The sequence below is a fragment of the Streptomyces sp. NPDC090499 genome, assembly GCF_044769305.1.
Lineage (GTDB): Bacteria > Actinomycetota > Actinomycetes > Streptomycetales > Streptomycetaceae > Streptomyces.
Window position 1 is genome coordinate 1,446,147 of the sequence record NZ_JBIVXP010000001.1, and the last position, 21,187, is coordinate 1,467,333.

Sequence of the window (21,187 nt, forward strand, 5' to 3'; positions counted from 1 at the left end):
GCTGTGCGCCTACGCGCCGGTACTTGACCAAGTTCCGGCCACTCCATGCTCGTTCCTTTACCTACAAGGGATGCAGATGACCCTCAGCCCCCAGCACGACCCGATACCGGGCCACAGACGCCTGGGCCGAACAGCCCTCGCCGTCGGTGTCGTGGCCGCGCTCTCCGCCGCCGGACCGGTCCCCCTGGCCGCCGCCGCGGCCACGGCCCCCGCCGCGTCCGCCGCCACCGCCGACCCCGGTGTCAAGTCGGCCCACGACAAGCTCGGTTCGGACGACGCCGAACTGCTCGCCGAGGCCAAGGCCACGGGCACCAAGAACGTCACGATGATGGTCGCGACCGCGCCGGGGCAGACCGAGCAGGTCGCCGAGGAGCTGGACGCGGTCAAGGGCGGCTCGGTGGGCCGTACGTACGACAGGCTCGGTTACGTCCGGGCGACCGTCCCCACCGGTCGGGCGGACGCGGCGATCGCCGCCGCCGCGAAGCTGTCCTCGGTGCACGGGATCGACCTGCGCCAGGAGATCCGGCTCGACGACCCGACGGTGAGCGGGACCGGCGCCAAGAGCGCCGAGGCGGCCAGGACGGCCAAGGGCACTTACGCGGGGCCGGACAAGAACACCCCCGCCGAGAACCCCTACAACCCCTCCTTCGAGACGGGCGCCGTCGACTTCGTCAAGGAGCACCCGAAGGCGGACGGCCGGGGCATCACCATCGGCGTCCTGGACTCCGGCGTGGACCTCGGCCACCCGGCGCTGCAGAGGACCACCACCGGCGAGCGGAAGATCGTCGACTGGGTGACGTCGACCGACCCGCTCGTGGACGGCGACCAGACCTGGCGGCCGATGGTCACGGCCGTGTCCGGGCCGAACTTCGGCTACGGGGGCAGGACCTGGACGGCGCCCGCCGGGTCGTACGAGATCAGCACCTTCAGGGAGTCGTACACCACGGGCGGCGACGCGGCCGGTGACGCCAACCGCGACGGCGACACCACCGACAGCTGGGGCGTGCTCTACGACCCGGCGGCCGGCACGGTCACCGTCGACCTGAACGACAACGCCGACTTCTCCGACGACACGCCGATGAAGCCGTACAAGGACGGCTACCAGGTCGGCTACTTCGGCACCGACAACCCGGCGACCGACGTCGTCGAGCGGCAGCCGTTCGTCGTGCAGATCCGCAAGGACGTCCCCATGGACCCGAAGGGCGGGGACTGGGTCGGCAAGAAGGCCGACTTCGTCAACATCGGCGTCATCGAGTCCGAGCACGGCACCCACGTCGCCGGCATCACCGCCGCCAACGGCCTGTTCGGCGGCAAGATGAACGGCGCGGCCCCCGGCGCGAAGATCGTCTCCTCGCGCGCCTGCACCTGGACCGGCGGCTGCACCAACGTGGCCCTCACCGAGGGCATGATCGACCTGGTCGCCAACCGGGGCGTCGACATCGTCAACATGTCGATCGGCGGCCTCCCCGCGCTGAACGACGGCAACAACGCCCGCGCCGAGCTGTACACGCGGCTCATCGACACCTACGGCGTGCAGCTGGTCATCTCCGCGGGCAACGAGGGCCCCGGCGCCAACACGATCGGCGACCCCGGCCTGGCCGACAAGGTCATCTCGGTCGGTGCGGCCATCTCCAAGGAGACCTGGGCCGCCGACTACGGCTCGCAGGTGACGACCAAGTACCAGCTGCTGCCCTTCTCCTCGCGCGGCCCGCGCGAGGACGGCGGCTTCACGCCGACGCTGGTCGCGCCGGGCGCCGCGATCAACTCCACCCAGACCTGGCTCAAGGGCTCCCCGGTCGCCGAGGCGGGCTACTCCCTCCCGGCCGGCTACTCGATGCTCCAGGGCACCTCGATGGCGTCCCCGCAGGCGGCGGGCGCGAGCGCGCTGCTGCTGAGCGCCGCCAAGGAGAAGGGCATCGCCCTCTCCCCCGCCGACCTGCGCACGGCCCTCACCTCCACCGCCCACCACATCAAGGACGTGCAGGCGTACGAGGAGGGCGCGGGCCGCATCGACATCGTCGACGCGTGGGAGTCCATACGCGACCACGCCACCGCGCACGACTACACGGTCAAGGCGCCCGTCGACACCGCGATCGACTACGCGCTGAAGACCCCGGGCTTCGGCACCGGCCTCTACGACCGTGAAGGCGGCCTGAAGGCCGGGCAGAAGAAGACGTACGACGTCACGATCACCCGTACCTCCGGCGCGGACAAGGCGATCCGGCACGAGCTGCACCTGGCGAACAACGCCGGGCACACCTTCAAGATCCTCGGCTCCGACGAGGTGACGCTGCCGCTGAACCAGCCGGTGACGGTCAAGGTGCAGGCGAAGCCGAAGAGTTCGGGCATCAAGTCCGCGATCCTGGAGGTCGACGACCCGCGGACCGAGGGCGTCGACAAGCAGATCCTGACGACGGTCGTGGTGTCGGACCCGGTCCGCTACACCTACTCGGCGTCGGGTTCGGTGCAGCGCAACAGCTCCACGTCGTACTTCGTGACCGTGCCCGAGGGCGCCACCTCCCTCGAGGTCGCGATGAGCGGGCTCGCCGACAAGAGCCAGACGCGGTTCATCTCCATCCACCCGTACGGCGTCGCGGTCGACAACACCGGTACCCCGTACTGCTACAACAACTATCTGAACGGCAACGGCTGCAAGCCCGACGTCCGTTCCTACGCCGACCCGCAGGCCGGGGTCTGGGAGATCGAGGTCGAGGCGCGCCGCACCTCGCCGCTGCTCGACAACCCGTACCAGCTGGGCGTCACCGTGCTCGGCGCGGCCTTCGACCCGGCGACCGTGACCGTGCCCGAGGCCAAGGTCGGCACCCCGGTCACCGCCTCCTGGAAGGTGACCAACGCGTTCGCCGCCCTCGACGGCACGCTGGTCGGCGGCCCGCTCGGCTCCTCGAAGACGGCCCGCCCGGCCATCAAGGAGGGCGAGACCCAGACCACTACGGTGACCGTGCCGGCGGGCGCGAACTCCCTTGACGTGGCGATCGGCAACGTGTCGGACGCCTCGGCCGACCTGGACCTGACGGTGTACGACGCGTCCGGCAAGCAGGTCGCGCAGTCCGCCGACGGCGACGCGGAGGAGGCGGTCTCGATCGCCTCGCCGCCCGCCGGGACCTACACGATCGAGGTCGTGGGCTACTCGGTCCCGGCCGGCTCCACCGCCTACGACTACCGGGACGTGTTCTTCTCCGCCGCCCTCGGCTCCGTCATGGTCGACGGGTCGACGCCGGTCAAGCTCGGCACGGGCGGCTCGGCCACGGTGACCGGCCAGGTCACGGCGGCCGCGGCGGCCCCCGAGGGACGTGAGTTCTTCGGCCGGGTGCAGCTGGTCAACGCACGCGGCACGGTCGCGGGCACCGGCAGCGTGCAGATCGAGAAGGTCACGCAGTAGGCGGGTCCGGTGCCGGAGGGGGCGGGCGTCCTGCGGGGCGCCCGCCCTTTCAGCTGTCCGGGCACGTCATGGTCCGCGACGCGGGCAGGTCGCGGACGATCCAGGACCGCTCCGCCGCGATCTGCTGCTCCCCCACCGCGTACCGGTCGGGCACCTGCTGCCCGGCCGTGATGCCGACCAGGAGGCGGACGCCGGTGCGGATCCGGGCGTCGGTGCCGGAGTCGAGGAGGAACTCCACCTCGTCGGCGGTCTGCGCCGGTTTGTAGGCGCGGGTCACGCGCAGGGTGACGCGTTCCTCGCCGGAGTCCGCGAGCTGCCGCACCCCGGTGACCGTGCCCTCGACGACCAGCCGGGCACAGGCCAGGTAGCCGGGGCCGCCGGCCTGCTCCTTGCCGCCCTGGCCCGCCGGGCCGGCCGCGCTGGCGGCCTTGTCGGAACTGGCGCCGCTCGACAGGGAGCCGGCACCGCCGTTCGCCGCGAGCCATCCGATGCCGAACACGGCCCCCGCGAACGCGGCCGCGAGGGCACCGGCCAGACCGAGGGCCCGCAGGCTCCGGTGCTGCCGGGGGCGGCGGCCGACCGGGCGGGGGCGGGGCTCCGGCCGCGGGGGTGGCGCGGCCAGGGTGTCCCCGATGATCCCGAGGTGCTCGCGCAGCAGCGCCACATCGGCGCCCGCCGCCCGGTGCTCGGCCATGAAGGCGGGGTCGGCGCGCTGCTCGGCGGTGAGCGGCTCGTCCGCGAGAACGGCGAACAGGGCGTCGGTGCCGCCCGGCTCGCCGGGATCGCCGGGATCGCCGCCGTGTCCGGCGGGCATGCGCCCGTCGTGTCCGTCGGGCATGTGGTCGGCGGGCATGGTCACACCACCTCGTCCTCGTGCAGGCGGGCGCGCAGGGCCCGTACCGCCGTGTGCAGCCGGCTCTTGACCGTGCCCTCGGGGATGCCGAGCTCCCCGGCTATGTCGCGTACCGGCAGGTCGGCGTAGAAGCGCAGGACGAGGATCTGGCGCTGGGCGTCCGGCAGCTCGTCCAGACCGCGGGCGACGGCGACGGAGAGCAGCCTGCTGTCCTCGCCCACGGCGTGGTCGGGCTGGCGGAGGGAGGCCAGGCGTTCGCCGAGGCGTTCCTGGCGGCGCTTGGCGCGGTGCCAGTCCATGGCGAGCCGGGAGGCGACGACCGCCGCCCACGCCGACACGTCCCGCGGCGCCTCCTGGCCGCTCGCGGCCCGCTCCAGCAACCGCAGACGTACCTGCTGTACCCCGTCCGGCAGGTCCGCCTGCGGTACGCCGCCCAGCGCGAGCACCGCCCGCACCCGGCGCTCCTGGTCCGCGTCCAGGGGATCACCGTGCTGGTCCCCCCGGTCGCGGCGGGCCTTTCTGCGCAGCACAACCCACCCCCTCACCGCGTTTCTCCTACGACGCCGCAGCCCCCGGAAACGTTCGCCCCGGTTCCCGGAAATCTTCCGCGCGGGTTCCCGGGGCGCCTCCGAGGCGTACGTCACACCGGCGCGCGGCGCAGCACAGCTTGCGGTACTACGGCTGGGCGGAGGTAACTTCTGCAGCTCAGCGGGGGTGCGAGCGGGAGTTCCGCGGGCCGGGTGGTCCGGTCGGCGGGCATGGCGTGCAAAGAATTGGACAGGCTGGCCCTGGTCGGCCGCATGATGGAAAGGCCGTAGACACACGTCAACGTATGCAGAGGGAGTCGCTGTGAGGGTCGGAATCGTCGGAGCCACCGGTCAGGTCGGCACGGTCATGCGCAGGATCCTCGTGGAGCGGAACTTCCCCGTCACGCAGCTGCGCCTGTTCGCCTCGGCCCGTTCGGCCGGGTCCGTGCTCGACGGTGTGACGGTGGAGGACGCGGCGACCGCCGACTACTCGGGCCTGGACATCGTGCTGTTCTCGGCGGGCGGGGCCACCTCGAAGGCGCTCGCGGAGAAGGTCGCCGCCCAGGGTGCCGTCGTGATCGACAACTCCTCCGCCTGGCGCAGGGACCCCGAGGTCCCGCTGGTCGTCTCCGAGGTGAACCCGCACGCGATCGCCGACCGCCCCAAGGGCATCATCGCCAACCCGAACTGCACGACCATGGCCGCGATGCCGGTCCTGAAGGTGCTGGACGCGGAGGCGGGCCTCGAAGCGCTGGTCGCCACCACCTACCAGGCGGTGTCCGGCTCCGGTCTCGCGGGCGTCGCGGAGCTGCACGGGCAGGTGCAGAAGGTCGCCGCGGACGCGGAGAAGCTCACCCACGACGGCACGGCGGTCGACTTCCCCGAGCCGCAGGTCTACAAGCGGCCCATCGCCTTCAACGTGCTGCCGTTCGCCGGCAACCTCGTCGACGACGGTCTGAACGAGACCGACGAGGAGCAGAAGCTGCGCAACGAGTCCCGCAAGATCCTGGAGCTCCCCGAGCTGAAGGTCTCCGGCACCTGTGTGCGCGTCCCGGTGTTCTCCGGGCACTCCCTCCAGCTCAACGCCCGCTTCGCCCGGCCGATCTCCCCGGAGCGGGCGACCGAGCTGCTCGCGGACGCCCCGGGTGTCGAGCTGTCCGACATCCCGACCCCGCTGCAGGCGGCCGGGCGGGACCCGTCGTACGTCGGCCGGATCCGGCGGGACGAGACCGTGGAGAACGGGCTCGCGCTGTTCGTGTCCAACGACAACCTGCGCAAGGGGGCTGCGCTGAACGCGGTGCAGATCGCGGAGCTGGTGGCCGAGGAGCTGTCCGCGTAAGGGACGGGCGCCTCAGGGGGTGCCGTGTTCTGCCGTCGGGCGGGTGCGGCGCCGTCCTGGCCGGTCGCGCAGTTCCTCCCCCAGCCTTCGGCCGGGGGTACCCCCAGCGCCCCTTCAGGGGCGCTGATGCTCAAGTCCGCCACAAAGGGGAGCCTTCACATATGAGCGACACCCGACCTGACTGCGCCGGCTCACGTGTTCTCGACGGCAGGGTCGCCATGATCACCGGGGCGTCCAGCGGGATCGGGGCGGCTGCCGCGCGGTTGTTCGCGCGGGAGGGGGCGGCTGTCGTGGTGACGGCGCGGCGGGCGGAGCGGCTGCGGACGCTGGCCGAGGAGATCTCGGCCGGCGGCGGCCGGGCGCTGGCCGTGCCGGCGGACGTGGCCTCGGCCGCGGACGTCGAGCGGGTCGTCCGTTCGGCCGTCGACGCCTTCGGGCGCCTGGACTGCGCCTTCAACAACGCCGGGTTCGGCACCGCCGGCACCGAGCTGCACGAGACCGGCCAGGACGTCTACGAGCAGACCATGGACGTCAACGTGCGCGGGGTGTGGAACTGCCTGCGCTTCCAGATCCCCGAGATGCTGGGGGCCGGCGGCGGCACGATCGTCAACACGTCGAGTGTCGCGGGGCAGCGGGCCACCGGGGCGTCGGCGGCGTACGTGGCCGCCAAGCACGCGGTCCTCGGGCTCACCCGGGCGGCCGCGGCCGAGTACGCGCAGCGCGGCATCCGTGTCAACGCGCTGGTGGTGGGCAGTACCCGCACCGAGATGATGGACCGGGCCGTGCAGACCATGCCGGAGCTGCGGGAGCGGTTCGAGGACGAGACGCTGCAGAAGCGCATGGCGGGACCCGCCGAGGTCGCCGAGGCCGCGCTCTGGCTGTGCAGCGACCGTGCCTCCTTCGTCACCGGCGCGGCGATGCCGGTCGACGGCGGCACGACGGCGGCCTGACGGCAGCGGCCCCGCGCGATCTCTGGGGTTTTCCCTCGTCGCTCTCCTCCCCGGTCCCGTGGAAGGATGGCGCAACCCACACATAACGAGGAGATGACCGCGTGCCTGGCACAAACCTGACTCGCGAAGAGGCGCAGCAGCGGGCGAAGCTGCTCACCGTTGACTCGTACGAGATCGATCTCGACCTCTCCGGCGCGCAGGAGGGCGGTACCTACCGGTCCGTGACCACGGTGCGCTTCGACGTCGCCGAATCCGGCGCCGCGTCCTTCATCGACCTGGTGGCCCCCGCGGTCCACGAGGTCACCCTGAACGGTGACGCCCTCGACCCCGCCGAGGTCTTCGCGGACTCCCGGATCGCGCTGCCGGGGCTGCTGGAGGGCCGCAACATCCTGCGGGTCGTGGCCGACTGCGCGTACACCAACACGGGTGAAGGTCTGCACCGGTTCGTCGACCCGGTCGACGAGCAGGCCTACCTCTACACCCAGTTCGAGGTGCCGGACGCCCGCCGGGTCTTCGCCAGCTTCGAGCAGCCGGACCTCAAGGCGACGTTCCAGTTCACGGTGAAGGCGCCGAGCGGCTGGACCGTCATCTCGAACTCGCCGACGCCCGAGCCCAAGGACGACATCTGGGTCTTCGAGCCGACGCCGCGCATCTCGTCGTACATCACCGCGCTGATCGTCGGCCCGTACCACTCCGTGCACAGCGTGTACGAGAAGGACGGCCAGAGCGTGCCGCTCGGCATCTACTGCCGGCCGTCGCTCGCCGAGTTCCTGGACTCGGACGCGATCTTCGAGGTGACCCGGCAGGGCTTCGACTGGTTCCAGGAGAAGTTCGACTACGCGTACCCGTTCACCAAGTACGACCAGCTGTTCGTGCCGGAGTTCAACGCGGGCGCGATGGAGAACGCGGGCGCGGTGACCATCCGCGACCAGTACGTCTTCCGGTCCAAGGTGACCGACGCGGCGTACGAGACGCGCGCCGAGACCATCCTGCACGAGCTGGCCCACATGTGGTTCGGCGACCTGGTCACCATGGAGTGGTGGAACGACCTGTGGCTGAACGAGTCGTTCGCCACCTACACCTCCATCGCCTGCCAGGCGTACGCCCCGGGCTCGCGCTGGCCGCACTCGTGGACGACGTTCGCGAACTCCATGAAGACCTGGGCGTACCGGCAGGACCAGCTGCCCTCCACGCACCCGATCATGGCCGAGATCCGAGATCTCGACGACGTGCTCGTCAACTTCGACGGCATCACGTACGCCAAGGGTGCGAGTGTCCTGAAGCAGCTGGTCGCGTATGTCGGCATGGACGAGTTCTTCAAGGGCGTGCAGGCCTATTTCAAGCGGCACGCGTTCGGCAACACGCGCCTGTCCGACCTGCTGGGCGCCCTGGAGGAGACCTCCGGGCGTGACCTGAGCACCTGGTCGCAGAAGTGGCTGCAGACGGCCGGCATCAACATCCTGCGCCCGGAGGTGGAGACGGACGCCGACGGTGCCGTCACCTCCTTCGCCATCCGCCAGGAGGCCCCGGCGCTGCCGGCCGGTGCGAAGGGCGAGCCGACGCTGCGTCCGCACCGGATCGCGATCGGCCTGTACGACCTCGACGAGGCGACCGGCAAGCTGGTGCGCACCGACCGGATCGAGCTGGACGTGGACGGCCCGCTGACCGCCGTACCGCAGCTGTCCGGCCGCCGCCGCCCGGCGGTGTTCCTGCTCAACGACGACGACCTGTCGTACGCCAAGGTCCGCCTGGACGAGCAGTCGCTGCACTTCGTCACCGAGCACCTCGGCGACTTCGAGTCCTCGCTGCCGCGCGCGCTGTGCTGGGCGTCGGCCTGGGACATGACCCGGGACGCGGAACTCCCCACCCGCGAGTACCTGTCGCTGGTGATGTCCGGCATCGGCAAGGAGTCCGACATCGGTGTCGTGCAGTCCCTGCACCGCCAGGTGAAGCTCGCCATCGAGCTGTACGCCGACCCGGCCGCCCGCGAGGCCCTGCTCACCCGCTGGACCGACGCCACGCTGGCCCACCTGCGGTCCGCCGCGCCGGGCAGTGACCACCAGCTGGCCTGGGCCCGTGCCTTCGCGGCCACCGCCCGTACCCCGGAGCAGCTGGACCTCCTGGACAGCCTGCTGGAGGGCACCCACACCATCGAGGGCCTGGCCGTCGACACCGAGCTGCGCTGGGCGTTCGTGGAGCGGCTGGCGGCGGTCGGCCGCTTCGACGAGGCGGAGATCGCGGGCGAGTACGAGCGGGACCGGACCGCCGCCGGTGAGCGGCACGCGGCCACCGCCCGCGCCGCCCGCCCGACGCAGGAGGCGAAGGCGGAGGCCTGGGCGTCGGTCATCGACTCCGACAAGCTGCCGAACGCCGTGCAGGAGGCGGTGATCGGCGGCTTCGTCCAGACCGACCAGCGTGAGCTGCTGGCGCCCTACACCGACAAGTACTTCGAGATCCTGAAGTCGGTGTGGGACTCCCGCTCGCACGAGATCGCCCAGCAGATCGCGGTCGGCCTCTACCCGTCCCTCCAGGTCTCCCGGGAGACCCTGGCCAAGACGGACACCTGGCTGGCCGCGGCCCAGCCGAACGCGGCGCTGGCCCGGCTCGTGTCGGAGTCCCGCGCGGGCGTCGAGCGCGCCCTGAAGGCGCAGGCGGCGGACGCGGCCGCCCAGTAGGCGGCACCTTGTCGGGGCGTCCGGTGGCATCTCCACCGGGCGCCCCGCCCTATGCGCGAAGTACCCATCACCCAGGACGAGTTGAGTATCCGTGCTCACGCCGGGGGCGCCCGCACGTTGCGAGGATCGACGCAACGGCGCGGCAGAGAGCGCCGGGCCATTCGGCTCAGACGGTCTGAGCCGGTCCGAACCAGTCACGGAGAACTCGCCATGTCCCGTCGTATCGCCCTGTCCGTGGTCGCCGGTGTCGTCGTGCTCGGAGGTGCCGGGGCCTTCGCCCTCGCCTACGCCGGCGACCAGGACCCGGCGCCCGCCCTGGCGCACAGCGCCGTCCACTACACCGCGCCCACGGCCGGTCACAAGGGCTCGCTCTCCTTCACCACCGAGGTGACCGCGCCCTCCGGTGTGAAGAACCTGAAGGTACTGGCCTGGCCGGAGAAGTCCGAGTTCGCCGACAAGCCGCTGACCGCCAAGGACATGGCCTCGGTGGAGTCGGCGACCTGCACGCCTGCCGGGGGTCGCACCGTCCGGTGCGTGTACGGGAACGCGGTGTCCGCCGCCGATGTCGCCTCGTCCCCGCACGGCACCTGGCACATCGCCGTGCTCGCCACGGCGAAGGACGGGCACACCACCCTCGACACCAAGGCCGCCGACTTCACCCTCGCGTGAACCGGCCGCCCGGCGGGCAGCCGGTGGTCAACCGGCGGGCACCCGGTGGTCAGCCGGTGGTCAGCCGACGTGGATGGCCAGCGCCTTCTCGACGTCCGGCGCCTAGGCGTCCTCGCCCGCCCAGGCCACGTATCCGTCGGGGCGCACCAGAACGGCCGTACGGCGCCCGCTGCGCCAGTGCGCGACGGCCAGCCGGTCGCCGTACCGCGGGTCCGTGCCGTAGGGATCGGAGGCCGGGACCGGTGCCGGGGCTGGGGCGGAGGCGGAGGTGAGGGCGGGGGCTGGGGCTGGGGCTGGGGTGACCAGGACGAACCGGCCGCCGCGCAGGGCCTCGTACAGGCGGCCGCCGTCGGCCAGTGCGAGGTCGGGGGCGCGGGTGCCGGTGAGCGGGTGGGCGCCGTGCGGGGCGGGGTAGCGGTAGCCGATGCCGGTGATCTGGCCCAGGATGCGGCGGCGGACCGGGCCCAGCAGGCCGAACGCGCGGATGAGTCCGGAGCGCACCGACAGCATGGGGCCCCTGGCCATCGCGAGGCGGATCAGGGCGCCGCTGCTGCGCAGTACGGTCCTGCCGACCGGGTGGCGTTCGCTCTGGTAGGTGTCGAGCAGGCCGGGATCCGCGTGGCCGTGCAGCACGGCGGCGAGCTTCCAGCTCAGGTTGGCCGCGTCCTGCAGCCCGGTGTTCATCCCCTGGCCGCCGGCCGGGGTGTGCACGTGCGCCGCGTCGCCGGCCAGGAAGACCCGGCCGACCCGGTAGCTGGGCACCTGGCGCTCGTCGCTGTGGAAGCGGGACAGCCAGCGGGCGTCGTGCATCCCGTAGTCCTTGCCCAGCGCCAGGCGGGTGATCTCCCTGACCTCGTCGAGGCCGACCGGCTCGTGGTCGGGGACGTCACGGCCGCGGTGCCAGCAGATGACGCGGTAGTAGCCGTCGCCGAAGGGCGCCAGGAACGCGAACGCGTCGCCGACCGCGGCGGCCGTCAGCAGCGTCGCGGGCGGCTCGGCGAGCAGTACGTCGGCGAGGACCACGGACCGGATCGCCGACCTGCCCGGGAACGGCAGCCCGACCGCCTCCCGCACCGCGCTGTGCATGCCGTCGGCGCCGACCACGTACGCGGCCCGCAGGCTCTCGCCGTCCTTGACGTGCACGGTGACCCCGGCCGCGTCCTGGGTCAGGCCGGTCACCTCGCACTCGTTGCGGAACTCGACGCCCGCCTCTGCCGCCCGGCGCTCCAGCACCTTCTCGACCTCGTACTGCGGGAGGACGAGGACGTGCCGGAAGCGGGAGGGCAGGTCGTCCAGGTCGAGGGTGAGCCCGCCGAAGAGGCCGAGGCGGGCGAGCGGCCTGCCGACGGCTTCGAGTTCGTCGGCCAGGCCCCGGGAGTCCAGCTGTTCCAGGGCGCGGGCGTGCAGGGCGAAGGCGCGCGAGAGGTTGCTGATCTTGCGGGGGCGCTTTTCGAGGAGGGTGACCGGGATGCCGGAGGCGGCGAGGTCACCGGCCAGCAGGAGGCCGGTGGGGCCTGAGCCGACGACGATCACGCGGGCGGTTCGGCCGACGGTCCCGCCGACGGCTTCCGGGGTACCGGGTGTGCCCTGCGTGCCGGGTGTGCCGTTCATAAGGGCCTCCTGGATGTCTGCGCTCGTTTGCCAACATCCGATGACCAACACCTGTTGGCCAACGCTTGTTGACAAGCCTAGGGCGGACCCATTCCGCGGTCAACACTTGTTGGCCCACACGTGTTGGCCTACGCTCGTTGACATGACCGGCACTCCCAGTGGAAACACAGGCCCGGCGAACGGCCCGGCGAACGGCCCCGCGAACAGCCCGGCAGGCGGCCCGGCGGCGCGCCGCTCCGACGCCAGCCGCTCCGCCATCCTGGCCGCCGCCCGCGAACGCTTCGCCGCCGACGGCTACGAGCGCGCCACCATCCGCGCCATCGCCAAGGACGCTCGCATCGACCCCTCGATGGTCATGCGCTACTTCGGCAGCAAGGACGGCCTCTTCGCGGCCGCCGTCACGCTCGACCTGCGGATGGCCGACGTGTCCGCGGTGCCGCCCGCCGAGGCCGGGCGGGCGCTGGTGAGCCACTTCCTGGACATCTGGGAGGCGAACGAGGAGCTCACCGCGATGCTGCGGGTCGCCGTCACCAACAGGGCGGGGACGGAGCGCCTGCAGGACATCTTCCGGGAGCAGGTGGTGCCGGTGGCGGCGCGGGTGTGCCCGGATCCCGAGCAGGTGGTGACCCGGGCGGGGCTGTGCGCCGCCCAGCTGATGGGGCTCGCGCTGACCCGTTACGTGGTGCGGCTGCCGCCGGTCGTGGCGCTGGCGCGCGAGGAGGTCATGGCGTGGCTCGGGCCGACCGTGCAGCGGTACCTGACCGCGCCGAGCCCCTGAGGACGCGCCGAGGGCGCCGGTCGGCCCCCGTACGTGCGGTACGGGAGGCGACCGGCGCCCTCGGTGAAGCGGGGAGCCCTCGGGGCCTACGCCTTGGCCTTCGGCTTGGTGACCCGGACCTTGGACTTGTCCAGCACCATCACCAGGCCCGCGATGACCGCGAACAGCACGAGCGGTATCAGGACGTAGAGACCCAGCGTCTGGACGACGCTCAGGCCCTTGCCGGGGTCGTCGCCGTCGTCACGCGTGAGCGCGAGGGCGGGCGACGACATGAGCAGCATCATCAGCGTCGTACCGGCAGCCAGGGCGCCGGCGCGCAGGGCGTTCTTCTTGTCCACGAAGCCAAAGTTAGCGGGCCGACCTGGGGGGCGCGCGTCCGGGGGTACCCGTAAGCCGCCCTCGCCCGTGGTAGGGGCGGATCCCGGGGAAAGGGTGACAGGAACTGTCACCTTTGGCGGGCACGGTGGTGCCATGGACAAGGACATCAGCACGCAGGACACCGACACCCGTGACACCGGCACCCGTGACACCGACGCCCAGGACACCGGCACCCGTGACACCGGCCGGGAAGGCCCGCTCGCCGGCCGGATCGCGCTCGTCGCCGGGGCCACCCGCGGCGCCGGACGTGCCCTCGCCGTGGAACTCGGGCGCGCCGGCGCCACCGTGTACGCCACCGGCCGCACCACCCGCGAGCACGCCAGCGAGGTCGGCCGGACCACGGAGACCATCGAGGAGACCGCGGAGCTGGTCACCGCGGCCGGCGGCACCGGCATCGCGGTCCCCACCGACCATCTGGAGCCGGACCGGGTCCGGGCCCTCGTCGAGCGGATCGGCCGCGAACAGGGGCGGCTCGACATCCTCGTCAACGACCTCTGGGGCGGCGAGCACCTGCTCACCGGCTCCGTCTTCGGCAAGAAGAGCTGGCAGACGCCGCTCGCCGACGGTCTGCGCATCCTGGACCTCGGGGTGCGCTCGCACGTGATCACCGCGGCACTCGCCCTCCCGCTCCTGGTCCGTTCGGACGCGCCGCTGCACGTGGAGGTCACCGACGGCACGGCGGCCTTCAACCGCCGCTACCGCGAGAACCTCTACTACGACCTCGCGAAGAACGCCCCGATCCGCATCGCCTTCGGGCTGGGCCAGGAGCTGGCCGAGTACGGCGGCACGGCGGTCGCCGTCACACCGGGCTTCCTGCGCTCGGAGCAGATGCTCGCCCATTTCGGCGTGACCGAGGAGAACTGGCGCGACGCGGTGACCCAGGACCCGCACTTCGCCATCGCCGAGTCGCCCGGCTATCTCGCCCGCGCGGTCGCCGCGCTCGCCGCCGACCCGGACCGGGCCGCCCGCTGGAACGGCAGGTCCACCTCCAGCGCGGAGCTCGCCCGGACCTACGGCGTCCGGGACGTGGACGGCAGCCGGCCCGACGCCCTGGCGTACTTCGAGGACGTCGTGTACGGCGGGAAGGCCGCCTCCCCGGACGACTACCGCTGATCCGTACTACCGCTGATCCCCACTACGGCCGGTCCTGCGGCCCGGCGCTGTAGACGGCGGCGAGGGCCCGCGCGTGTTCGCGGAAGCGGGCCCGCAGGCTCGCCGGGGCCAGCACCTCCGCGTCCGCGCCCAGCCCGGTCAGCTGGCCGAAGGCGACGTCCTCCGACTCCACCGGCAGGTCGAGCGTGACCCGCCCGGCGGCGTCCGGCGCGGTCGCGGACGCGGACGCCAGCGCGACGGCCACGCCCGCCGGGTCCGCCACGGCGGGCAGTCGCCGCAGGCCGGGCCCGGTCAGCCGCACGGTGACCGTCGTACGCAGCAGCGCCCGGGCGAAACCGGCGGAGTGGGCCTGCCAGTGCGCGGCCAGGTCGAAGGACGGGTCGCGGACGAAGGGTTCGCCGGCGCCGGGCGCGGGGGCGAGTGCCGTGACGCGGTCGACGCGGTAGGTGCGCCAGACGCCGTCCCGGCCCGTCGTCCGCTCGGCGGGGAGGCGCCCCACGACGTACCAGACCCCCGCTTTCAGGACGAGCCCGTACGGCTCCAGCAGGCGGGTCACCGTGCGGGGCGGCGCGCCGTCCCGGCCCGGCCGCGCGTAGTCCAGTTCGACGGTGCGGTCGGACCACACGGCGCGGGCCAGCTCCGGGAGCAGTTCCGGCGCGGACGGTTCGCGGAACCAGGCCGGGGCGTCCAGGTGGAAGCGGCGCACCGAGGACTCGGCCGCCGCGCGCAGCGAGGGGAGCAGGGTGGCCGACAGTTTCAGCCGGGCGGTGTCCGCGGCGTCCGACAGGCCCAGGTCGCGCAGGACCGTGGGCAGGCCGGAGAGGTAGAGCGTCTCCGCCTCGGTGGGATGCAGCGTGGTGAGGCGGGTGCGGTGGCCCGGCGCCAGGTGGTAGCCGCCCGCGCGGCCGCGCTCGGACCGGATGGGGACGCCGGCCTCCTGCAGGGCCTGGGCGTCGCGGATCACGGTGCGCCGGGAGACGTCCAGCTCGCGGGCGAGGGCGTCGGCGGTCAGTCCGGGGCTCGACTGGACGAGGAGCGCCATGCGGATCAGGCGGGCGGCACGCATGACTCAAGGATCGTGGACGCCCTGCCCTACGTCCGCGCCGCCGCCTAGGACCGAAGCGGGAGCGCGGACCGGAGCGCGCGTCGTCACGCCGTGGACGGGCTGTCCGTGTGCAGGGTCCGGAACAGCGCCCGTACCCGCTCGGAGGCCGTCAGTTCCTCCAGGGTGACCGGGCGCCCCTTCGTGTCGGCGATCGGGAGGCGCCAGTTCGGGTACTGGTCCCAGGTGCCGGGGAGGTTCTGGGGGCGGCGGTCGCCGACGGTGTCCGGGAGCCAGACACCGATCATGCGGGCCGGGGTGCGGAGCAGGAAACGGTGGACGGCCCGGATCTCGGCCTCCTCGTCGCCGGACTCGGAGGCGGCGATCAGGCCGAGGCGGGTCAGCAGGGCCAGCCACTCGGCGATGTCGGCCGCCGCTTCGGCCCGCTCCTCGGCGAGCGGGCGGGTGAGGAGGCCGAGGCGGTCGCGGAGTTCGACGTGTTCGCCGGTGAGGCGGGCGGCGGTGGGCGGCAGGTCGTGGGTGGTGGCGGTGGCGAGGCAGTCGGCGCGCCAGCGTTCCGGGGGCAGCGGGCGGCCGTCGCCCGTCCAGTCCCGTTCGAACCAGAGCACGGACGTGCCGAGCACCCCGTGCCGCTGGAGCGTCTCGCGCACCCCCGGTTCCACCGTGCCCAGGTCCTCGCCGATCACCACCGCTCCGGCCCGGGTGGCCTCCAGGGCCAGCAGGGCGAGCATGGCCTCGGCGTCGTAGCGGACGTACGTGCCCTCCGTCGGCGGCCGGCCCTCGGGCACCCACCACAGCCGGAACAGGCCCATCACGTGGTCGATGCGCAGGGCGCCCGCGTAGCGGAAGAGGGCGCGCAGGAGTTCGCGGAAGGGGGCGTGGCCGGAGGCGGCGAGGCGGTCGGGGCGCCAGGGCGGCAGGCCCCAGTCCTGGCCGCGGGCGTTGAAGGCGTCGGGCGGGGCGCCGACGGACATCCCGGCGGCGAAGTGGTCCTGCTGGGCCCAGGCGTCGGCGCCCGCGGGGTGCACGCCGACGGCGAGGTCGTGCACGATCCCGACGGGCATCCCGGCCTCGCGGGCGGCGCGCTGGGCGGCGGTGAGCTGGGTGACGGTGAGCCAGGCGAGGCGGGCGTGGCAGGCGACGCGGTCGGCCAGTTCGGCGCGGGCGCGGGCGGTCTCCGGGGAGCGGGGGTCGCGCAGGGCCTCGGGCCACCGGTGCCAGTCGGAGCCGTGCAGCTCGGCGAGCGCGTACCAGGTGGCGTGGTCCTCCAGGGCCTGGCCCTCCGCGGCGCGGAAGGCGTCGTAGGCGGCCTGCCGGGCGGGGGCGAGCGGGGCGGCGGCCGCGGTCTCCAGTGCCTGCCGCTTCAGCTCCCACACGGCGTCCCGGTCGATGAGGGCGCCCTGGTCGAGGACGGCGGAGCGCAGGTGTCCGGCGCGGTCCGTGAGGGCGGGGGTGGCGGTGTACTCGGGGACGGCCTCCGGCCGTAGGTGGACCGGGTCGGGGAAGCGGCGGGAGGAGGGCCGGTAGGGGGACGGGTCGGTCGGGGCGCCCGGTACGGCCGCGTGCAGGGGGTTGACCTGCACGAATCCGGCGCCCGCGGTGCGTCCGGCCCAGTCGGCCAGCGCGGCGAGGTCGCCGAGGTCGCCCATGCCCCAGGAGCGGCGGGACAGCAGCGAGTAGAGCTGGACGAGGATGCCGTACGAGCGGCCGGCGGGGGCGGGCAGCCGGTCGGGGGCGACGACCAGGTGGGCGCGGGCGGTGCGGCCGTCGGGTGCGGCGGCGGTCAGCAGATGCACCCCGGGCGGCAGACCCGCGACGCCCTCCCGGCTCTCCCCGTCCTCCGTCCGCACCTGAAGGCGGGTGCCGGCGGGCAGGCCGAGGGCGATCTCGCCGGTGCCCGTCCAGTGCACGACGGTCGGCGGCAGCAGCCGTCCGGCGAGCTCCCGCTCCCGGTCGGCCAGGGCGGCGCGGACGGCCTCCGGGCCGCTCGCGTCGACGCCCAGGGCGCCCAGGGCGGCGGTCACGGCACCGGCGGAGGCGGCGACCGTACGGTCCGGGGCGGGGCGGTAGGAGGTGGCGACGCCGTGCAGCTCAGCGAGCCGGCGCAGCCATGGGTCCAGGGCTTCGTTCATCTACAACCCCGGCTCGCTGGTCAGCGGCACCGCGTCGGCCAGCGGCGGCTCACTGGTGAGGGGCTCGGCGTCGGGCAGCGGCGGCTCACTGGTGAGCGGGGCCTCGGCGCAGGCGCTCTCGGCGCTGAACACGCACAGGTGGGGCTCGTCCTCGGTCCGCACCGGGGGTTTGAACTGGGCCGGGATCGGATGATGAACCGTTGCGGCCACGGCGGCCTCCTCGTCTGTCCTCGTCTGTCCTCGGGTACGGCGGCGAATGCCGCGTCCTGGCAGGCCTACCCCGTGAACCGGACGGCACTCTCGCCGGAAACCGAACCGACTATTCACTCAGTACATGTACTCGGTGCATACTGATCTCCATGAGCACCCGGCACATCCTCCTGGGGCTGCTCGAGGCCGGCCCGAGCCATGGCTACGACCTCAAGCGGCGCCACGACGAGCGCTTCCCGCAGGCCCGCCCGCTGGCCTACGGGCAGGTCTACACGACCCTGCAGCGCCTGGTCCGCGACGGCCTGGCGGAGATCGACGGCACCGAGGCCGACGGCGGCCCCGAGCGGACCCGCTACCGCTCGACGGAGGCGGGCGGGCACGAACTGGCCCGCTGGGCGGGAGCGATCACCCCGCCGGCGCCGTTCGTGGCGAACGAGATCTTCGCCAAGGTCGTGGTGTCGATCCTGGCCGGCGGCGACCCGGCCGCCTACCTGCGCGACCAGCGCGCCGCGCACATGGAACGGATGCGGGAGCTCACCGCCGTCAAGACGGCGCGGAAGGCCGATCTGACGACCGTGCTCTCGGCGGACTTCGCCCTCAACCACCTCGACGCCGACCTCCGTTGGATGACCACGACGACGGCCCGGCTCACCACTCTGACCGCGGAGGTCGACCCGGCATGAACACCAAGGGGGGCACCCCGGTACCGCTGCTGGCGGGCCGGGACCTGGCCAAGGCGCACGGCAGGACCGAGGCCCTGCGCGGCGCCTCGGTCGGGCTGCGGGCGGGCGAGATCCTGGCCGTGACCGGCGCCAGCGGCAGCGGGAAGTCCACGCTGCTGCACTGCCTCGCCGGGATCGTCCGCCCGGACGCGGGCTCGGTGACGTACGCCGGGGAGCGGCTGGACGGGCTGCCGGAGAAGCGGCTGAGCGAGCTGCGGCGGACCGACTTCGGGGTGGTCTTCCAGTTCGGGCAGCTGATCCCGGAGCTCACGGCGCTGGACAACGTGGCGCTGCCGCTGATGCTCGCGGGGGCGGCCCGTACGGACGCGCGGGCGCGGGCCGGCGAGTGGCTGGAGCGGTTCGGGGTGCGCGGGCAGGAGGAGCTGCGGCCGGGGGCGATGAGCGGCGGGCAGGCCCAGCGGGCCGCCCTGGCCCGGGCGCTGGTGACCGGCCCGAAGGTGGTCTTCGCGGACGAGCCGACCGGGGCGCTGGACTCGCTGGCGAGTGAGCAGGTGATGACCGCCCTGGTGCACACGGTCCGGGAGACGGGCGCGGCCGTCCTGCTGATCACGCACGACGCCCAGGTGGCGGCGTACGCGGACCGCGAGGTGCGGCTGAGCGACGGGGCCGTGCTGCCGTCGGAGGTGACCGCGTGAGGACCGATCTGGCGCTCGCCTGGCTGCTGACCCGGGGGTCGGACCGGCGGGAGTGGTGGCGGGTGGTGCTGACGGCGGCGGGGGCCGCCCTCGCGACCGGCCTCGGGATGGTGGTCGCCGTGCTGGTGCCGATGGACGGGCACCATCACATCGGGGTCGGCGGCGGGCTGCTGGACGAGGAGGGGACCCGGGGCGGCGTGGTCGTCGCGCTGACGATGCTGCTGATTCCGGTGTACGGGTTCCTCGGGCAGAGCGCGCGGATCGGTGCCGTGCACCGCGACCGGCGGCTGGCCGCGCTGCGGCTGGCGGGGGCCGGGGCCGCGCAGGTGCGGCGGATCGCGGCGCTGGAGTCGGGGCTCGCCTGCCTGGCCGGCTCCGCCGCGGCCACGGCGGTCTCGGTGCCGGTCATGCTCCGCCTGTGGTCCCACCCCGCTCTCCTGGCCTGGGCCGGCCTCGCCGCGATGGTCCTGCTGGTGCCGGCGGCCGGCGCGGCGGTGGGCGTGCTGTCGCTGCGCCGCGTGGTGGCGTCGCCGCTGGGCGTCGTACGGCGGGTGCCGCCGGCGGGCCCGGGGCGGCTGTTCCAGGTGGCGACCGTGCTGCTGGGCGTGTCCGCGTTGTTCGTGGTGGTGGCCGTGTTCGTGCGCGACCCCTTCTCGCTCCCCCTGTTCGGGCTGGCCGTCGGCCCGCTCGTGGTCTTCGCGCTGTGCCTGCTGGTGGGCGCCGCGGCGGTGTGGCTGGCGGGCTGGTCGTCCCGGTGGCTGGGCTCGGCGCTCGCCGCCCGCACCGGGAGCCCCGCGGTGCTGATCGCTGCGGAACGGCTGCGCGACGACCCGTGGGCGGCGGCCCGGACGCACGCGGCCGTGCTGCTGGTGACGGTCGTCGGCACGGGCTTCGTGGGGGTGCGGCAGGTGCTCCTCGCCGATCTGCGCGCCTCCGAGCGCGCGGGCCGGCTCGGGACGGGCCTGTCGTACTACACCGGCGGGCTCGACCTGACGGCCGCCGCGATCCTCCTCGCCCTGGCGATCGTGCTGTCCGCGCTCGCCGTGGGCACCGCGGAGTCCCTGGCCACCCGGCGCCGGGGCCTGGCGGTCCAGACCGCCGCCGGGGTGCCGCACGGGGTGCTGGTCCGGGCGCTGCTGCTGGAGACCGCGCTGCCGCTGCTCCCCGCGGTCACGGTGGCGGGCGCGGGCGGCATGGGGATCGGGGTCTGGTACGCCGCGCTGGTCACGGAGCACGCCGCCGCGGGGGCGCCGTACGCCGCGCTGCTGGTCCCGGTGGCCGTGTACGCGTGCTGCCTGCTCGCCGCGGCCACCTCGCTGCCCCTGCTGCGCCGCTCGGTGCGCCCGGCGGAGCTGCGCTACGCATGACCGCCCGATGAGCGTCGGTCCCGGGGGCGCAGGGGGGTTCCGGGGCCGGAGCGTGCGCGCCCCGAAGGGCCCCGTGGCCGTACGGGCAGCCACGGGGTATGCGAAGGCCCGGATCGTCAGGCGGAGATGCCGTCGATCCGGGCCAGGGCGTCGTCCGCGCCGTACGGCTGCAAGTACGGCAGCCAGCGCGGGTCCCTATGGCCGGTCCCGATGATGCGCCAGGCCAGGCCGGTGGGTGGGGCTGGTTTGTGCCGCAGCCGCCAGCCGATCTCGAAGAGATGGCGGTCGGCCTTGACGTGGTTGCAGCGGCGGCAGGACGCCACCACGTTGTCCCAGACGTGCTGACCCCCGCGACTGCGCGGGATGACGTGGTCGACGCTGGTTGCGACGCCACCGCAGTACATGCACCGGCCCCCGTCGCGGGCGAAGAGCGCCCTGCGGGTGAGAGGAACGGGCCCCCGGTAGGGAACCCGTACGAATCGCTTGAGCCGGACCACGCTGGGTGCGGGGACTGTGACGGTTGCGCTGTGCATGAAGGCGCCGGATTCCTCCAAGGCGACTGCCTTGTTCTCCAGGACGAGGATGAGCGCGCGGCGGAGCGGTACGACGCCGAGCGGCTCGTACGACGCGTTGAGGACCAGGACATGCGGCACGGGTGCCTCCTTGGGCGTCGGCGGCGCGTGGCTCGCGCCGGGACGATCTGTGGCCAGTCTCCCCTCTTGCCTGGTGGACGCGCCACCATCT

18 protein-coding genes are annotated in these 21,187 nt (G+C 73.4%); 10 read left to right on the forward strand and 8 right to left on the reverse strand.

Annotation, left to right across the window (positions count from 1 at the left end; translation table 11 throughout):
• Positions 1-76: 76 nt before the first annotated feature.
• On the forward strand, positions 77-3,400 hold the full coding sequence (locus tag ACIQVL_RS06670) for a S8 family serine peptidase (RefSeq protein WP_403474611.1): 3,324 nt from the start codon (positions 77-79) through the stop codon (positions 3,398-3,400).
• A 49-nt stretch (positions 3,401-3,449) separates the two neighbouring features.
• Here ACIQVL_RS06670 and ACIQVL_RS06675 read toward each other — a convergent pair whose 3' ends face one another.
• Positions 3,450-4,253, reverse strand: a complete 804-nt coding sequence (locus ACIQVL_RS06675; RefSeq protein ID WP_403474612.1) for a hypothetical protein — start codon at positions 4,251-4,253, stop codon at positions 3,450-3,452.
• A 2-nt stretch (positions 4,254-4,255) separates the two neighbouring features.
• A complete protein-coding gene (locus ACIQVL_RS06680; protein ID WP_093502985.1) occupies positions 4,256-4,783 on the reverse strand; it encodes an RNA polymerase sigma factor in 528 nt (175 codons plus the stop codon).
• Positions 4,784-5,102: 319 nt separating this feature from the next.
• On the opposite strand from ACIQVL_RS06680, the gene ACIQVL_RS06685 reads away from it, so the two are divergent.
• From ACIQVL_RS06685 to ACIQVL_RS06700, 4 genes are all read left to right on the forward strand, one after another.
• Positions 5,103-6,119, forward strand: coding sequence for an aspartate-semialdehyde dehydrogenase (locus tag ACIQVL_RS06685; RefSeq protein ID WP_403474613.1), 1,017 nt, complete (start codon positions 5,103-5,105; stop codon positions 6,117-6,119).
• Between the two features lie 161 nt (positions 6,120-6,280).
• Positions 6,281-7,069: an SDR family NAD(P)-dependent oxidoreductase gene (locus ACIQVL_RS06690; RefSeq protein WP_403427570.1), complete on the forward strand. Its 789-nt coding sequence runs from the start codon at positions 6,281-6,283 to the stop codon at positions 7,067-7,069.
• A 101-nt stretch (positions 7,070-7,170) separates the two neighbouring features.
• On the forward strand, positions 7,171-9,744 hold the full coding sequence (gene pepN, locus ACIQVL_RS06695; RefSeq protein WP_403427568.1) for an aminopeptidase N: 2,574 nt from the start codon (positions 7,171-7,173) through the stop codon (positions 9,742-9,744).
• A gap of 210 nt (positions 9,745-9,954) precedes the next feature.
• On the forward strand, positions 9,955-10,413 hold the full coding sequence (locus ACIQVL_RS06700) for a DUF5707 domain-containing protein (RefSeq protein ID WP_403474614.1): 459 nt from the start codon (positions 9,955-9,957) through the stop codon (positions 10,411-10,413).
• Positions 10,414-10,515: 102 nt separating this feature from the next.
• Here the strand turns inward: ACIQVL_RS06700 and ACIQVL_RS06705 are convergent, their stop codons facing one another.
• A complete protein-coding gene (locus ACIQVL_RS06705) occupies positions 10,516-12,024 on the reverse strand; it encodes an FAD-dependent monooxygenase (RefSeq protein ID WP_403474615.1) in 1,509 nt (502 codons plus the stop codon).
• Positions 12,025-12,166: 142 nt separating this feature from the next.
• On the opposite strand from ACIQVL_RS06705, the gene ACIQVL_RS06710 reads away from it, so the two are divergent.
• Positions 12,167-12,802, forward strand: coding sequence for a TetR family transcriptional regulator (locus tag ACIQVL_RS06710; RefSeq protein ID WP_403427562.1), 636 nt, complete (start codon positions 12,167-12,169; stop codon positions 12,800-12,802).
• Between the two features lie 86 nt (positions 12,803-12,888).
• On the opposite strand, the gene ACIQVL_RS06715 is transcribed toward ACIQVL_RS06710, so the two are convergent.
• Complete coding sequence (locus tag ACIQVL_RS06715; protein WP_352361069.1) at positions 12,889-13,140, reverse strand: hypothetical protein; 252 nt, start codon at positions 13,138-13,140, stop codon at positions 12,889-12,891.
• 133 nt (positions 13,141-13,273) lie between these two features.
• On the opposite strand from ACIQVL_RS06715, the gene ACIQVL_RS06720 reads away from it, so the two are divergent.
• A complete protein-coding gene (locus tag ACIQVL_RS06720) occupies positions 13,274-14,293 on the forward strand; it encodes an SDR family oxidoreductase (protein WP_403474616.1) in 1,020 nt (339 codons plus the stop codon).
• Positions 14,294-14,315: 22 nt separating this feature from the next.
• Here the strand turns inward: ACIQVL_RS06720 and ACIQVL_RS06725 are convergent, their stop codons facing one another.
• From ACIQVL_RS06725 to ACIQVL_RS06735, 3 genes are all read right to left on the reverse strand, one after another.
• Positions 14,316-15,359 (reverse strand): helix-turn-helix transcriptional regulator, encoded by a 1,044-nt coding sequence (locus ACIQVL_RS06725; RefSeq protein ID WP_403474617.1) that lies wholly within the window; start codon positions 15,357-15,359, stop codon positions 14,316-14,318.
• Between the two features lie 83 nt (positions 15,360-15,442).
• Positions 15,443-17,488 (reverse strand): 4-alpha-glucanotransferase, encoded by a 2,046-nt coding sequence (gene malQ, locus ACIQVL_RS06730; RefSeq protein ID WP_403474618.1) that lies wholly within the window; start codon positions 17,486-17,488, stop codon positions 15,443-15,445.
• Entirely contained in the window at positions 17,489-17,698 is a 210-nt protein-coding gene (locus ACIQVL_RS06735; RefSeq protein ID WP_403427556.1) for a hypothetical protein, read from the reverse strand.
• A 149-nt stretch (positions 17,699-17,847) separates the two neighbouring features.
• On the opposite strand from ACIQVL_RS06735, the gene ACIQVL_RS06740 reads away from it, so the two are divergent.
• The 3 genes from ACIQVL_RS06740 to ACIQVL_RS06750 are packed head-to-tail and all read left to right on the forward strand — an operon-like array spanning position 17,848 to position 20,443.
• Entirely contained in the window at positions 17,848-18,381 is a 534-nt protein-coding gene (locus ACIQVL_RS06740; protein ID WP_403427554.1) for a PadR family transcriptional regulator, read from the forward strand.
• Complete coding sequence (locus tag ACIQVL_RS06745) at positions 18,378-19,076, forward strand: ABC transporter ATP-binding protein (RefSeq protein WP_403427553.1); 699 nt, start codon at positions 18,378-18,380, stop codon at positions 19,074-19,076. Before ACIQVL_RS06740 ends, ACIQVL_RS06745 begins: the two co-directional genes overlap by 4 nt.
• A complete protein-coding gene (locus tag ACIQVL_RS06750; protein WP_403427551.1) occupies positions 19,073-20,443 on the forward strand; it encodes an FtsX-like permease family protein in 1,371 nt (456 codons plus the stop codon). The genes ACIQVL_RS06745 and ACIQVL_RS06750 overlap by 4 nt, the downstream gene beginning before the upstream one ends.
• Positions 20,444-20,559: 116 nt before the next feature.
• Here the strand turns inward: ACIQVL_RS06750 and ACIQVL_RS06755 are convergent, their stop codons facing one another.
• Positions 20,560-21,096: an HNH endonuclease gene (locus ACIQVL_RS06755; RefSeq protein WP_355711725.1), complete on the reverse strand. Its 537-nt coding sequence runs from the start codon at positions 21,094-21,096 to the stop codon at positions 20,560-20,562.
• Between the last annotated feature and the right edge of the window lie 91 nt (positions 21,097-21,187).

Coding starts and splice junctions, on each gene's coding strand:
- ACIQVL_RS06670 (WP_403474611.1), top strand. CDS start 77: ATGACCCTCAGCCCCCAGCACGACCCGATACCGGGCCACAGACGCCTG.
- ACIQVL_RS06675 (WP_403474612.1), bottom strand. CDS start 4,253: ATGCCCGCCGACCACATGCCCGACGGACACGACGGGCGCATGCCCGCC.
- ACIQVL_RS06690 (WP_403427570.1), top strand. CDS start 6,281: ATGAGCGACACCCGACCTGACTGCGCCGGCTCACGTGTTCTCGACGGC.
- ACIQVL_RS06700 (WP_403474614.1), top strand. CDS start 9,955: ATGTCCCGTCGTATCGCCCTGTCCGTGGTCGCCGGTGTCGTCGTGCTC.
- ACIQVL_RS06705 (WP_403474615.1), bottom strand. CDS start 12,024: ATGAACGGCACACCCGGCACGCAGGGCACACCCGGTACCCCGGAAGCC.
- ACIQVL_RS06710 (WP_403427562.1), top strand. CDS start 12,167: ATGACCGGCACTCCCAGTGGAAACACAGGCCCGGCGAACGGCCCGGCG.
- ACIQVL_RS06720 (WP_403474616.1), top strand. CDS start 13,274: ATGGACAAGGACATCAGCACGCAGGACACCGACACCCGTGACACCGGC.
- ACIQVL_RS06725 (WP_403474617.1), bottom strand. CDS start 15,359: ATGCGTGCCGCCCGCCTGATCCGCATGGCGCTCCTCGTCCAGTCGAGC.
- malQ (WP_403474618.1), bottom strand. CDS start 17,488: ATGAACGAAGCCCTGGACCCATGGCTGCGCCGGCTCGCTGAGCTGCAC.
- ACIQVL_RS06740 (WP_403427554.1), top strand. CDS start 17,848: ATGAGCACCCGGCACATCCTCCTGGGGCTGCTCGAGGCCGGCCCGAGC.
- ACIQVL_RS06745 (WP_403427553.1), top strand. CDS start 18,378: ATGAACACCAAGGGGGGCACCCCGGTACCGCTGCTGGCGGGCCGGGAC.